This window comes from Microcoleus sp. B3-D7, from assembly GCF_036705305.1.
In the GTDB taxonomy this organism is placed as follows: domain Bacteria; phylum Cyanobacteriota; class Cyanobacteriia; order Cyanobacteriales; family Microcoleaceae; genus Microcoleus.
The window spans coordinates 25792-38868 of the sequence record NZ_JAUBUE010000029.1 but is presented as its reverse complement, the minus strand read 5'-3'; the positions used below and the strand labels follow the sequence as shown (position 1 = coordinate 38868).

14 protein-coding genes are annotated in these 13077 nt (G+C 45.9%); 7 read left to right on the top strand and 7 right to left on the bottom strand.

Going from position 1 to position 13077, the window contains the following annotated elements:
* Window positions 1–183: 183 nt before the first annotated feature.
* The 3 genes from QUB25_RS19160 to QUB25_RS19150 form a co-directional block, all read right to left on the bottom strand.
* Window positions 184–849 carry an NERD domain-containing protein gene (locus tag QUB25_RS19160; protein WP_333185147.1) on the bottom strand — a complete coding sequence of 222 codons (666 nt, stop codon included), beginning with the start codon at window positions 847–849 and terminating at the stop codon, window positions 184–186.
* A 342-nt stretch (window positions 850–1191) separates the two neighbouring features.
* On the bottom strand, window positions 1192–1950 hold the full coding sequence (locus QUB25_RS19155) for a phycobilisome rod-core linker polypeptide (RefSeq protein WP_333060389.1): 759 nt from the start codon (window positions 1948–1950) through the stop codon (window positions 1192–1194).
* Window positions 1951–2311: 361 nt separating this feature from the next.
* Window positions 2312–2908 (bottom strand): phycobiliprotein lyase, encoded by a 597-nt coding sequence (locus QUB25_RS19150; protein WP_333185145.1) that lies wholly within the window; start codon window positions 2906–2908, stop codon window positions 2312–2314.
* 135 nt (window positions 2909–3043) lie between these two features.
* Here QUB25_RS19150 and QUB25_RS29860 point away from each other — a divergent pair, with 135 nt between their 5' ends.
* Complete coding sequence (locus QUB25_RS29860) at window positions 3044–3307, top strand: NblA/ycf18 family protein (RefSeq protein ID WP_445242210.1); 264 nt, start codon at window positions 3044–3046, stop codon at window positions 3305–3307.
* A 233-nt stretch (window positions 3308–3540) separates the two neighbouring features.
* Here the strand turns inward: QUB25_RS29860 and pstB are convergent, their stop codons facing one another.
* From pstB to pstS, 4 genes are all read right to left on the bottom strand, one after another.
* Window positions 3541–4341 carry a phosphate ABC transporter ATP-binding protein PstB gene (gene pstB, locus QUB25_RS19140; RefSeq protein ID WP_333036858.1) on the bottom strand — a complete coding sequence of 267 codons (801 nt, stop codon included), beginning with the start codon at window positions 4339–4341 and terminating at the stop codon, window positions 3541–3543.
* Window positions 4342–4466: 125 nt separating this feature from the next.
* The gene (pstA, locus tag QUB25_RS19135; RefSeq protein WP_333060391.1) at window positions 4467–5360 is read right to left on the bottom strand and encodes a phosphate ABC transporter permease PstA; all 894 of its coding nucleotides are present in this window, start codon (window positions 5358–5360) and stop codon (window positions 4467–4469) included.
* A 34-nt stretch (window positions 5361–5394) separates the two neighbouring features.
* Window positions 5395–6351, bottom strand: a complete 957-nt coding sequence (pstC, locus tag QUB25_RS19130; protein WP_333036860.1) for a phosphate ABC transporter permease subunit PstC — start codon at window positions 6349–6351, stop codon at window positions 5395–5397.
* Window positions 6352–6702: 351 nt separating this feature from the next.
* Entirely contained in the window at window positions 6703–7887 is a 1185-nt protein-coding gene (gene pstS, locus QUB25_RS19125) for a phosphate ABC transporter substrate-binding protein PstS (protein ID WP_333185142.1), read from the bottom strand.
* Between the two features lie 459 nt (window positions 7888–8346).
* On the opposite strand from pstS, the gene QUB25_RS19120 reads away from it, so the two are divergent.
* From QUB25_RS19120 to QUB25_RS19095, 6 genes are all read left to right on the top strand, one after another.
* Window positions 8347–8925, top strand: coding sequence for a biotin transporter BioY (locus tag QUB25_RS19120; RefSeq protein ID WP_333036862.1), 579 nt, complete (start codon window positions 8347–8349; stop codon window positions 8923–8925).
* Between the two features lie 259 nt (window positions 8926–9184).
* Window positions 9185–9706, top strand: a complete 522-nt coding sequence (lspA, locus tag QUB25_RS19115) for a signal peptidase II (protein WP_333060393.1) — start codon at window positions 9185–9187, stop codon at window positions 9704–9706.
* A 205-nt stretch (window positions 9707–9911) separates the two neighbouring features.
* On the top strand, window positions 9912–11567 hold the full coding sequence (locus QUB25_RS19110; protein ID WP_333185205.1) for a radical SAM protein: 1656 nt from the start codon (window positions 9912–9914) through the stop codon (window positions 11565–11567).
* Between the two features lie 22 nt (window positions 11568–11589).
* Window positions 11590–11898 (top strand): type II toxin-antitoxin system HigB family toxin, encoded by a 309-nt coding sequence (locus QUB25_RS19105; RefSeq protein WP_333185139.1) that lies wholly within the window; start codon window positions 11590–11592, stop codon window positions 11896–11898.
* Window positions 11873–12286 (top strand): transcriptional regulator, encoded by a 414-nt coding sequence (locus QUB25_RS19100; RefSeq protein ID WP_333185137.1) that lies wholly within the window; start codon window positions 11873–11875, stop codon window positions 12284–12286. Before QUB25_RS19105 ends, QUB25_RS19100 begins: the two co-directional genes overlap by 26 nt.
* Window positions 12287–12297: 11 nt before the next feature.
* Window positions 12298–13065, top strand: a complete 768-nt coding sequence (locus QUB25_RS19095) for a hypothetical protein (RefSeq protein WP_333185135.1) — start codon at window positions 12298–12300, stop codon at window positions 13063–13065.
* Window positions 13066–13077 lie beyond the last annotated feature (12 nt).

The following is a 13077-nucleotide window of genomic DNA, read 5'->3' as shown; positions in this document are numbered from 1 at the left end:
ACCTTGATTGCTTTGTTCAACATTCCCTCTAGGATATTGTTTCTACCTTAAATTTTTTTAATAGCACCAGTATCACTTAGATGCTAGTACAAGTCTGGGATGTTACGGGTCTGTGCAAATTTGTTGATGTCAAACATATCAATGTAGCCGTTGCTCTCATTTCTCCCAATCTTATCTACTCCTCTAGGTGCGATCGAGTTCTTGCAACCCTGACACCAGATTGCCCAGTTCCATGACGTAAGCACCCCTAATCTTCTTTGTGTTGCTAAAACTCACCTTGGCATCGCTAAATACAACTACTGGAGTGACCTTGGTTAACTTCTTAGCTTTTTTGATAGCTGTGACTTCTTTGGCAATCTGTGCCAGAAAGTCTTTCTCAAAATCTCTCAATTTCCCGTAAGATAGACGCTTGAGCACATCCCCATCCAACAGAACTACGGTTGAGTGAGACTTCACATCAAGGATAAAATTGACCCCTTTAGGCGATCGCAGCCACACATCGATATCGCCTACTTCCGGCAATCTTAAGTTGTACTCAGCTATCCATCCAGATTGGATTAGGGACTCCAAAACTTGCTGAATCTTTTCTTCACCACAGGCCCCTTGGTCAAATCTCTGAGACGACTTCCAAAACGTTTTCCCGTCCTCAATTAACGGAAGGGCGATTAATGCCCCTATCACAAGAGCCGCGACCAAAAATAAAGGAGCAAAAGGTGCTACCGCGTATACCAGCAGTGGCAAAAACACTAGCCCTGTCGCGGCACCGTACCTGTATAAGGCTTTGGCACGAAGCTGTTTAGCATGGCGGCGCAATGGTTGTCCAGCATCTTCGTTATATTGCGGCTGCATAAATGCACCTATGCACTTAGAGTTGACAATGAGAAAAGGTCGAATTATTTTTCTTCCCTGTTCCCTCTTCCCTGTTCCCTCTTCCCTCTTCCTTCTTCCTTCTTCCCTCTTCCGACTTCCATCGGACTGACATCCGTTACATCCGTTACATCCGTTACACAATCCGTTGCCGAACTTCCCTCTTCCTTCTTCCTAATGACAAAAAATTATGAGTCCCGAGTTTTGGATTCCAAGTTTAGCAAAAAACTCAAACCTCAAAACTCAAGACTCAAAACTCTCTCAGCCTAAAAGCCGATCGATTCAGTCGGCCCGACACAAATAATCGCATCAGGGCAGCATCAATTACCGGCGACGGGGAACCATCGTATCGATATTGATATTAGCTAGAGGCACGCGCTGCGGCGGAGTAGCAGGCAGGGGCATATTGCGCGCCATACCCAAATAGTTCGACGGATCGCCAGCCTTCGGTTGCTGCTCTTGAGGAACAAAACGGCGCACGCCAGTCTGCCAGATGATTTGCGGGAAGCCAAGCTGCGAACGGTGGTATTCGCTATAGCGCGGCGTTTTCAAGTTGAAAGGAGTGTCCCCTCCAACTCGCTGAGGCAAAATTCGGCGCTGCTGGTAAGGTACGGTATCGTAGCCGAACTTATCCAGGTACTCTTCGCTATTGACCAACTCGTCAATAAAGCCTTGAGGCCCCTTATTTGCTACCACGATCGACCAAGCAATCTTTTCGCGCTCGCTGTACACATCCCGGCCCAAAACGCGCTGCACGCACATTTCCACAAACCGGTAATTGCTGTTAGTTTGATAATTCCGCTCCAAGAAAGGAGAAGAAGTCGCCAAACCGCGAATAAAGTCCCGCACAGTAATTTGGCCGAACTTGAGTTGCGACTCCAAAGACTTTTGGCGGTTGCTCTTGAGGATTTGGTGTTCGCTGTAAATCTGGCGATATCCAGCCCAAATCAAATTTTCCATGTCTCCAGACGAGAGCACATTTTCAGTTGTGAAAATTCTCGGCTGCTCGTCGCTCCCCACTTCAAAACCAGCAACGCGCTGGTTTTGGCTCTTGGGGGCGTAGCTTAATAAAGGAAGCGCCACGTTAAAATCTCCGTTATCTCAAATTTCAGAAATAGTTGACACCGTGAGCTGCCAGCATAACGGATACAACTAACCAACATACAGATTAGGGGATTCCCGCAATCTAAATCTGATTTTCCTGAATTTTTGCAACAATCTGTAACATTTGTTGACTTTGGGGAAGGAAGAGGGAAGAAGGAAGAGGGGAGAGGGAAGAGGGGAGAGGGAACTTATGCAGAAAGAAGGCTCGTTCCCCGGAAACGGGCAGGAACCCCGCTCGGCGAGGCTCTGCCTCGTCAAACAGGAGGCAAACGGCTCCTGCCAGGCTTTCCCAGGCAAAGCTGGGGGAACGAGCTTAAGAGCTGGGGAACGAGCTTACAAATTACCAGCCCAGAGCCGAATAAAACTCGCTGGCGGGTACTTGATCTCCTGCTGCTTCTGATGTTGCATCCGAGTCGGGTTGCACCCGAATTTCGGTACAAAAAGTCGAAGTGCTGAAACCGCCAAAGCGCTTTACGGTACTCGTCCGCATCCGCACGTTCGGATTAGCAAACCAGAAACGCTCGATCGAACTCATCGTCTCGTATTCCGTAATCAGCAGCAGCCCATCCTCATCATCCATCTCAAAACGGCCAGCCACAGGCACAATTTCCGCATAGCCTCGTTCGCGCAACATCAAGCCCTGCCGGGGATTTTCAGGATCGGGGACGATCGCGAACACCGTAGACCCTTTATGATTCTCATCATCCTTATCCCACGCCATCGAGCCGTGCCATGTCACAAAAGCCCCCCCAGCAGCCCGGCTCGGATCTACTTCGTGCATCTTGCAAATCTCCGCGACTCTAGCGTCATCGCCAGCTAGGGCTGTTACCTGAATATTTGAATCCCCAATCTCCGCTTGGCGGAAAGCGAGGTGGTGAGTGCTGCGCTGAGAACGCCACTCCCCAGCACTGCTTTGAAAAAACTCCATTGCATCCATACGAACTAGCTCCTTTGGCTTATGCTTCCCGGTGTTGACGCCTTTTTATGATAGAGCTCCCCCCACTTAGATGTACTTTTGCTACACAAATTAGTCTCAAAATGTCTACTTTGGACATATTGTCAAGTGAATGTTATGATAGTTTACAATGTAGGAGACACAACAAATCCTGCGAAACGTCATTCCGATCAATTTCGCATCAATCTCAGCAAACTGGAGGAGCGATTTATGGATATGCCTACAACCAGCCTCAGCATGGAACAGCAGTTCAAACTTCAAGTGCTGCGCGAAGAAGTAAAAAGGTTAAGCCAAGACCAAGCTCAGGAATACTTGCTCGAAGTTATGCGGCAAAACATGGTTAAAGAAAACCTGTTCAAGCATTGGATGAAGAATATGTGAACTCTTCGAGCATTTCTTCACAAAAATCAGCGGCTTATATCTGCAAAAAGTACGATCGAGCTTTTAATCATAAAATCCAGAATCCCGCTTTCTCCAAGAAAGCGGGATTCTAAATTGACAAAACTTTTACGCAGTTTTTTTTGTCGTTACCATACTCAGCAAATTAAATTCTTTTCATCCCTTAGAGAGGGACGAGAGTTTGTGTAGCCCGATTGTTTCAACCTGTCGGGTAATCAACCAAAACGGCCACTCACATAATCTAAAGTAGACTCTTCCTTCGGACTTTGGAAAATTACCTCAGTCTTATCACACTCCACAAGATAGCCAAACCGCTTCCCATCGTCAGAAAGTTTAGCATTGAAAAAAGCAGTCAGGTCAGAAACCCGAGAAGCCTGCTGCATATTGTGAGTAACGATCACAATCGTATACTTCTCCTTGAGTTCCCGCATCAACTCCTCAATCTTAATCGTAGAAATCGGGTCAAGAGAAGCGCAAGGTTCATCCATTAACACTACATCAGGATTAATCGCGATCGCCCTAGCAATACACAAACGCTGCTGCTGGCCACCCGAAAGAGAAAAACCGCTTTGCTTCAACTTATCCTTCACCTCATCCCACAAATAAGCTTGGCTGAGCGATTTTTCCACCAGCTCATCCATATCTCCCTTATAATTGTTTACCCTCGCACCGTAAGCAATATTGTCATAAATCGATTTCGGGAAAGGATTCGGCTTTTGAAACACCATCCCAATCTTGCGGCGCACCGCCACAGCATCAATATCAGGATCGTAAAGATTTTGACCGTGGTAATCAATTCTACCCTCTAAACGAAAACCGCTCACTAAATCGTTGAGCCGGTTAAAACATCGCAGAATTGTACTTTTACCGCAGCCAGACGGCCCAATCAAGGCAGTAATGCGATTTTTAGGAATCTCCATTGAAACATTTTTAACCGCGTGAAAAGCGCCGTAAAAAATATTGATATTTTCTGTCCGTAAAACTGTTTCCGTTTGCTTGTCTAAATCCATCATCATACAGGTAAGTATCCAATCGAATTTTACAAAATAAGGAGAAGATGAGAGTGGGAAAGTTGGAGATAAGGAAAATCTTCCTTCTTCCTTCTTTTTACCCGTTCGCCAAGTCGAAGAATCTTCTTCCTTCAATAAACTTTTTGGCGAGTAGCCCAGCGAGAAAGAATACTCGTCAGCAAAACCATTATCACCAAAATCAAAGATGCCGCCCAAGCCAATTCTTTCTGTGCCTTAAAAGGAACCGTTGCAAAGTTGTACACCAAAACCGAAAGACTCGGAGTTGGCTTATCAAATCCTGCCGGCCAAAAAGGCGAATTCAGCGCCGTAAAAATCAAAGGAGCAGTTTCTCCAGCAGCGCGAGCAATTGCCAGCGTCACGCCCGTTAAAATAGCTGGAATGGCCGCAGGCAAAACCACCTGCAACACCGTCTGATAATTAGAAGCACCCACACCAACCGACGCCCATCTAATATCTTGCGGGACGATTTGTAGAGCTTCGTCAGTAGTCCGCACAATCGTGGGCAACATCAGCACAGCCAACGCCGCACCCCCTGCAATTGCCGAAAAACCTCCCATATTTACCACGAACAAACCGTAGGCAAATACCCCGGCAATAATCGAAGGAACGCCGCTGAGGACATTAGTAGCAAAGCGTACCCAGCGAGCTACTTGGCCGCTGCTGAACTCCGACAAATAAACTGCTGCCAATACACCAAAAGGAACAGCAATTAAAGAAGCAATTCCCACCGTCATCAATGTACCGAGAATTGCATTAGCAATACCGCCTCCCGATAGTCCGGGCGGCGGTGGCAGCTTGGTAAACAAGTCTAAATTTAGGCGATTGAAACCTTGTACGGTGACATAGGAAAGAACTGCAAACAAAGGCAGCAGAGTGATGGCCAGACTAGCTCCAGCCAGTACAGTCATCCCCAGACCAAACAGCGCTTGCGGGCTGTTTTTAACCTTCTTTAAACTGCCTGTTTTCGATACCAAAGAATTCTCATCGGAGACGCTATTTGACATAAACTAAAAATATGTAGGAAATGGCGGCAAACTTCTAGTTGTACTTCGCTCTTACTTGAGAGACAATCCACTCTGCCAAAATATTAACAATCAGTGTCATAATAAACAGAATTAGCCCAGTGTACATCAGAGCTGCTACTTGCAACCCGGAGGCTTCCGCAAACTGATTTGCCATCAGAGAAGCAATAGTATTTGCCGGAGCTAGCACAGAAAGACTTAACTGATTGGAATTACCAATTAACAGAGTTGCAGCCATTGTTTCTCCCATGGCGCGACCGAGCCCAAGCATAATTCCGCCGACAATGCCGGAAAAAGCTGCCGGTACGAGCACTCTAAAAATTGTAGTCCAGCGAGTAGCTCCTAAACCTAGAGATGCTTGCCGCAATTCGGGCGGGAGACTTGCCAAAGAGTCGCGGGAGATAGCAGTAATAATGGGCAAAGTCATGATTCCCAAAATTACTCCGGCTGGTAACATTCCCGGCCCAACTGGCGATGTGCTAAAAATCGGCAGCCATCCGAAAGTGCCGTTGAGAAACTTGCCGAGAGTGGTAATCATGGGAATCAATACAGCAATTCCCCACAAACCGTAGACTACGCTGGGAATGGCGGCTAAAAGTTCTACTAAAAAAACTAAAGCTGTACGCACTGGTAGCGGCAGAAAGTCCTCGCTCAAGAAAATGGCAGTCCCTACTCCTAATGGTACTGCAATTAGGAGCGCGATCGCCGAACTGACGATCGTCCCGTAAATCATCGGCAGCGCACCGTACTCTTCTTTAACCGGATTCCAGCTACTGCCAAACAGAAAGCCCAAACCGTACTGTTGAATCGCCGGTAAAGCCCGATAAGCAACGGTGAGCGCGATTACCAGCAAAATTACACCAACTCCTATGCCCAAAATCCGCGTGAGCCAGATAAAGCCTTGATCTAAGGACTTTTCTGCCCCAGAGCGCGATCGGGTCTGCGATCGAGCGCTGTTATTATCTGAAATCATAGAAAAAAAAACCAAATATATAGTAGCCGAAAATAGCCTGTTTCGGAAAAAGCTAGAACGAAGCAGAAAGAAAGACCATAAATAAAATCAAAGAGGGGCGGGTTTATTAATTCCCTGACTTTTCAACAAGTATTTCTGGTCAAACCCACCCCTACACAGATGCACCGATTGTTACATAGAAGAGGGGCGGATTTATTAATCCCCTGACTTTTTAACAAATATTTCTGGTAAAACCCGCCCCACAGAAATATCTCTCTTCGTTCTTCCTGATTTTTACCCGCACGCGCAATGCCGAAGGGCTTTTTTCCCTCTGACAACGGACAACAGTCAACAGTCAACAGTCAACAGTTACTATTTGGCAACCTCAATCTTGTAGTCTGCGCTGATGCCGTCAGCGGCCGCGGCTACTTTTTCTTTAACGCTTTGGGGCAGAGGAACGTAGCCCAATTCGGAACTAACTTTTTGACCTTCAGTTAAGCCGTATTCAACCATTGCCTCGATGGTTTTGGCTTTGTTGGGGTCAGTAACTGTTTTGGGGACGAGCATCCAAGTGTAGGTGACAATTGGATAGGATTGAGCGCCTTCGGGGTCTTCGATAAATGCTCGCAGGTTTTCCGGCATCGGCACAGTTGCTAAAGCTTGAGAAGCTGATTCGTCGGTAGGTGCGACAAAGCTGCCTGCTTTGTTTTCCAAAGATGCAAATTTGACATTGTTGTTTTTGGCATAGCCGTATTCTATGTAGCCGAGGCTGCCTACGGTTTGCAGAATTTGGGCTGTGACGCCTTCGTTGCCTTTTGCGCCTACGCCTACGGGCCACTGTACTGTTTTGCCGTCGCCTACTGCACTTTTCCAGTCGGGGCTGATGGCACTCAGGTGTTTGGTGAAGACGGCGGTGGTACCGCTACCGTCGGAACGGTGGACGATGGTGATGGCTTGGTCTGGCAATTTAGCGGCCGGGTTGGCGGCTGCAATTCTGGGATCGTTCCAGTTGGTAATTTTACCCGCGAAGATATCTGCGTAAACATCCCGTGGTAGTTTCAATGGTTCGGTTAAGTCTGGCAGGTTGTAGCCGATGACGATACTGCCGGCTGTCATGGGTAGCAAGATCACGCCTTTGTCTGCTGGAACTTTGGCGATTTCGTCGTCTTTCATGCCGGTGTCGCTGGCCCCAAAGTCTACTGTGCCTTTGGTAAATTGTTCGACTCCGGCGCCGCTGCCTACTGATTGATAGTTAATTTGTACTTTGGGGTTGATTTTGTTGAAGTCTTGAAACCAACGCTGGTACAGAGGGGCGGGGAATGAGGCGCCGGCTGCGGTGATTGCTACGTCTGAGGCTAGGGCGAGTTTGGTGTTTTCCGCGGTGCCCGTGGCTGCAACGGGGGAAGCGCCGGGGGATGCTGCGGTGTCGCCGGGGCTGGTGGTGGTGCTTGTGTTTGTGCTGGGACTGGTGCAAGCTGCTACACTGAGGGCGATCGCCATAGCGGAAATTGCAGTAGTCAAACGGTTTGGATTAATCAAGTTGAGACGAAAAAGCATAGGTATAAAAAATCTGCGATCGTTATATGGGTCTCCCGCATCAGCATAGCGCGCAAAAGTAAAGGTTAGGTTAAGAATCTTTACACTTAATCGCAATTTAATATTAATTAATATTATTAATGTTATTTATGAGCTTGACAAGTGTGACTCTATAAGATATAGGGCATAGAAATAGCTACGGAAACAAGCAGTCGATCGCCCGATAGCGAAAAATTCCCCATTAAATTATCACAAGATCGAGGCTTGAGAACCAGAAAACCATACAATGGTGGTTATTTTGACAGTAGTGCTAGTATTAAGAATTTAAAAGCTGCGGGCATTGAAGCTTGCATCTGACAAATACATCCTGACGAATGCTGTTTGATGATATGGCAACCGCCCTGACGGTTAGGACGTTCTTAAGTGCACAAACATAAACGGTCGATTGCAACTTCGGTCTTCCTTCTTTCTTCTGCTATAATGCCTGCTCCTATTGAACTAATCTGGGCTGTTATTGGTTTGCTTCTGACGATAGGAGGCACTTTTTTGCCTGCATCTGTCACAATTCCTATTGGGTTGTGGGACGATCGAGGACTTCAGGCGTACTCTTTAGGTGTTACCTATCAAATTGGAGCCGTTTTGCTAGTAGGCTGCATGGGGGGAAAAAATGCTGCGGCTCTCTCGCAAATTGCTTATTTGGCATTAGGATTAACTTTGTGGCCAGTTTTTTCTCAAGGCGGCGGCATCGGCTATCTCAAAGAAGCGAGTTTTGGGTATTTGCTGGGTTTTGTGCCTGGTGCTTGGGTGTGCGGCTGGGTGGCTTTTAAGGTGGCTTCGCGGCTGGAATCTATGGCTTTTAGCTGTTTGTGCGGTTTGTTCACTGTTCACGCGATCGGCTTAACTTATCTAATTTTTACTTACTGGCTGCCTCCGGCAAAAAAAACACCTTTATTCGATGAGATTCTTAAATATTCGGTTTATCCCCTGCCGGGACAATTGGCGGTAGTTTGTGCGATCGCAGTGCTGTCATTTACTTTGCGCCGATTGATGTTTTATTAATTGCGAAGGAAGTTCGGCAACGGATTATGTAACGGATGTAACGGATGTAACGGATTTCAGGAAGAAGGAAGGAGGAAGAAGGAAGAAGGAAGAGGTAACTGGTAAGTGTCCAAAATAAGGTTATACTATCATTGCCAAACGGGAGATTAATCTCGCTGCGGCTGGGATTGCTTTGCTGCACTGCATTCTGATCGCAATGACAAGTGAGATTGGAGTAAATTCTCTCATGCCCGATGCCCCATTTTCTATTGCTTAATTCATGCGTTTTAAAAGAAATCCCTGGTTTTGGATTGCTGCTGTTATCAGTTTAGTTTTAGACCACCTGACTAAGTTTTGGGTGGTACAAAATTTTGACTTGACGGTTCCTCCGCAGACGCAGCCGCTGTTACCCGGGGTGTTTCACTTCACTTATGTTGTTAATACAGGTGCCGCTTTTAGTCTGTTCAGCAATGGCGGGGCGATTTGGTTGCGCTGGCTGTCTTTGGGCGTTAGTGTGGGATTGATTGTGCTGGCTTGGTTCGGGCCGCGAATTAACCGCTGGGAACAAGCTGGCTACGGTTTGATTTTGGGGGGAGCACTGGGGAATGGGATCGATCGATTTGTTTCGGGCCATGTTGTAGATTTTATCGATTTTCGGCTCATTCGGTTCCCGGTATTTAATCTGGCGGATGTGTTTATTAATGCTGGGATTATCTGTTTGCTGATTGCAACTTTTCACAGTGCACCGCCTACTCCGACTACTCCGAGAACTCAGGACGATCACAATTCTATTTCAGAGTAAATTTGAAGAAGCAAGAAGGAAGTTCGCCAACAGATTCGCTTTCTTCGGATGTAACGGATGTAACAGCTAACTAACGATAGGGTGCGTCAGGGGGGAGATTCTTAGTTTGTGGTCGCCACATTCAACCCTGACGCACCCTACAATGACTTTGGTAATGGCTTAAAATGAGATAAGAACAGACCTATTGTTAAAACTAAATTTGCCCGTGACTCCTAATCCCTTTGCTCAAGAACGCTTACTATTTGCCCCCGCAACGCCCGATACTGATGCTATCCCCACTATTTTTGCTTTTCCCAACGAGTACACCGTAGGTATTACCAGTCTCGGCTATCAGATAGTGTGGGCAACTTTGGCTGTGCGATCGGATATTGAAGTGGGCCGTTTATTTACTGATATCCGGGAACAACTTCCCCGAAATCCAGAATTACTGGGATTTTCGCTTTCTTGGGAACTAGATTATGTAAATATCCTAAATTTATTGGAATCTCTAGAAATTCCGATTTGGGCGTCAAAACGAACGGATAATCATCCGATAGTATTCGGCGGGGGCCCGGTTTTTACTGCTAATCCAGAACCTTTTGCAGATTTTTTTGATGTGATTTTGCTGGGAGATGGTGAACATCTCATTGACAATTTTATTGATGCTTATAAAGAAGTCCGTACCGCCGACAGACAAACTAAATTGCGGCATTTAGCCCAAGTTCCGGGAGTTTACGTCCCCAGTTTGTACGAAGTAACTTATCTGGATGCGGCTGAGGGTATTAAATCGATTCAGCCTGTGGATTCGGGAATTCCCAGTATGGTTGAAAAACAGACTTATCGCGGCAATACTTTATCTGCTTCCACTGTGGTGACCGAAAAAGCAGCTTGGGAAAATATTTACATGGTGGAAGTGGTTCGGAGTTGTCCAGAAATGTGCCGTTTTTGTTTGGCAAGTTATCTGACTTTGCCGTTTAGAACTGCGAGTTTGGAGGGTTCGCTAATTCCGGCGATCGATCGCGGTTTAGCTGTGACTAATCGTTTAGGTTTGTTGGGTGCTTCGGTCACTCAGCACCCGGAATTTGAAGCCTTGCTGGATCATTTGAATCATCCGAAATACGACGGTGTGCGCCTGAGTCTTTCTTCGGTACGGACGAACACGGTGACAGTTAAATTGGCAGAAATATTGACAAACAGAGACAGCAAATCAGTGACGATTGCGGTGGAAAGCGGGAGCGCTCGCCTCCGCAAAATCGTTAACAAAAAACTCACAAATGACGAAATTATTCAAGCTGCTATCAATGCTAAGGCTGGCGGCTTAAAGGGAATTAAACTTTACGGGATGGCGGGAATTCCCGGCGAAGAAATGGAGGATTTAGAGGAGACAGTGGAGATGATGCGGGCGATGAGAAAAGCCGCTCCAGGTTTGCGGTTGACTCTGGGATGCAGCACTTTTGTCCCGAAATCTCACACTCCTTTTCAGTGGTTGGGAGTGAATAAAGATGCGGAGAAGAGGCTGAAGTTTTTAGATAAAGAATTGCGTAAGTTAGGTTTAGAATTTAGACCTGAAAGCTATAACTGGTCTGTGGTTCAGGGTTTGTTGTCAAAGGGCGATCGGCGGTTGTCTCGGCTGTTGGAATTAGTGCGGCATTACGGCGATACTTTGGGCAGTTATCGGCGGGCATTTAAGGAGTTGCGGGGACAGTTGCCGGAGATGGATTTTTATGTTTTTCAAGAGTGGGAATTGGAGCAGGTTTTGCCTTGGAGTCATTTAAAAGGGCCGCTACCGGAGCCGACTTTGAAGAAGCATTTGGCTGAGGCGATGAGTCATACAACACGACAGCCAAATCAAGAATGTGAGAATTCACTAAGTCGCGTTTAGTAAATTAGATTATAATAGTGTCATGCGTGTCATTAGCCGAAAACGACTAAAAGAATTTTGGGAAACACACCCCAATGCTGAAACAAGTCTGTTGCTGTGGTATCAGCGTAGTTGTGATGCTGAATGGCAAAGTTTAGTAGATATTCGTAAAGTATTTCCTTCGGCTGACTTAGTAGGTAACTTTACGGTATTTAATATTGGGGGCAATAACTATCGGTTAATTGCTTTTATCGATTTTGAATACCAGATAGTGTTTGTCCGCTGTGTTTTAACTCATGCAGAATATAATAAGGAGAACTGGAAAAATGACGACTGGTTTAAAAACTCCTAGTAGCTACTATATTGAAATAATCACAATTTTTCCTCCGCGTCCAATTACTTGTGAAGCTGAGTTAATCGCTACACAAAATCGGATTGATTCTATTGTGAGTCAGAGCAATCTCACGCAGGACGATCGGGACTACTTAAACGTGTTGGGTACTCTTGTTTATGATTACGAACAAAAACATGAGCCAATGCCAGTCTTAAAAGGTATCGCACTACTGAAAGCATTGATGGTAGAAGACAATATTCAAGAAAAAGATTTGGTTGATATTTTTGAATCCGAGTCTTGGGTATCTGAGATGATGGATGGAAAGCGGGAACTGACGGCGCGTCAAATTCAAAAGTTAGCTAAGTTTTTCCATCTTTCCCCAGTGGCTTTTCTGGAGTATAACTAGGAGTTAAGACAATGCTTAAAAGTTTAGCTTACCATCCCTTTCTAATACGGTCTATCAGAAACCCAACAGACTCTGCTATGTATCTAGAGGCTTTTTTTGAAGAAGAAAACCCCGAAGCGGAACTGCTAAAAATGGTACTCAGCAATGTAGCAGAAGTTCTTAGCAAAAAGCAGATAGCCCCAGAACAGGCTAGAATTAATCAGGAAAAACTCGATGAGTTGCTGTCACAAGCCGGTAGCGATGCGATTTACAATCGGGGAACTTGGCTGAAGGCTTTGGGGTTCAAACTTACTGTGACTGTTTGCGAGTCCGAAAACAGCATAAAAATGCCTGAAAGCCGCTCTGAATTAACTGTTTACCAAAACCCAAAAATGCCTGAAAGCCGCTCTGAATTAACTGTTTACCAAAACCCAAAAATGCCTAAAAGCCTACCTTATCGTCGATTTTTGATTGAATCTCTAAGAAAAAAGCCGGAACTAGCAGCAACTTATATTGAAACTCATTTTGAATTAGATGAAGGCGAAGAACCTGACGAAGCATTACTGAAACGAGCTCTGGGCGATGTAGCTGAAGCTCTAGGTCAACCAAAAATGACTCCTGAAGAATATGAATTGCACTTAAAAAAACTGGATGAATTGCTATCGCTACAAGGAAGTGATGCGATTTACAATCTGGGAACTTGGCTGAATTCTTTGGGATTGAAACTAACAGTGGCTGTTTGTACTGATACAGAGGATAATAGTGCAAATGCTGAAACGCGATCGCACTTAACTGTGTAGCCCAACGATACA

What these genes read in the sequence shown, in the direction of transcription:
- QUB25_RS19160 (WP_333185147.1), bottom strand. Translation starts at nt 849, where the DNA reads ATGCAGCCGCAATATAACGAAGATGCTGGACAACCATTGCGCCGCCAT.
- QUB25_RS19150 (WP_333185145.1), bottom strand. Translation starts at nt 2,908, where the DNA reads ATGGATGCAATGGAGTTTTTTCAAAGCAGTGCTGGGGAGTGGCGTTCT.
- QUB25_RS29860 (WP_445242210.1), top strand. Translation starts at nt 3,044, where the DNA reads ATGATAGTTTACAATGTAGGAGACACAACAAATCCTGCGAAACGTCAT.
- pstB (WP_333036858.1), bottom strand. Translation starts at nt 4,341, where the DNA reads ATGATGATGGATTTAGACAAGCAAACGGAAACAGTTTTACGGACAGAA.
- pstA (WP_333060391.1), bottom strand. Translation starts at nt 5,360, where the DNA reads ATGTCAAATAGCGTCTCCGATGAGAATTCTTTGGTATCGAAAACAGGC.
- pstC (WP_333036860.1), bottom strand. Translation starts at nt 6,351, where the DNA reads ATGATTTCAGATAATAACAGCGCTCGATCGCAGACCCGATCGCGCTCT.
- pstS (WP_333185142.1), bottom strand. Translation starts at nt 7,887, where the DNA reads ATGCTTTTTCGTCTCAACTTGATTAATCCAAACCGTTTGACTACTGCA.
- QUB25_RS19120 (WP_333036862.1), top strand. Translation starts at nt 8,347, where the DNA reads ATGCCTGCTCCTATTGAACTAATCTGGGCTGTTATTGGTTTGCTTCTG.
- lspA (WP_333060393.1), top strand. Translation starts at nt 9,185, where the DNA reads ATGCGTTTTAAAAGAAATCCCTGGTTTTGGATTGCTGCTGTTATCAGT.
- QUB25_RS19105 (WP_333185139.1), top strand. Translation starts at nt 11,590, where the DNA reads ATGCGTGTCATTAGCCGAAAACGACTAAAAGAATTTTGGGAAACACAC.
- QUB25_RS19100 (WP_333185137.1), top strand. Translation starts at nt 11,873, where the DNA reads ATGACGACTGGTTTAAAAACTCCTAGTAGCTACTATATTGAAATAATC.
- QUB25_RS19095 (WP_333185135.1), top strand. Translation starts at nt 12,298, where the DNA reads ATGCTTAAAAGTTTAGCTTACCATCCCTTTCTAATACGGTCTATCAGA.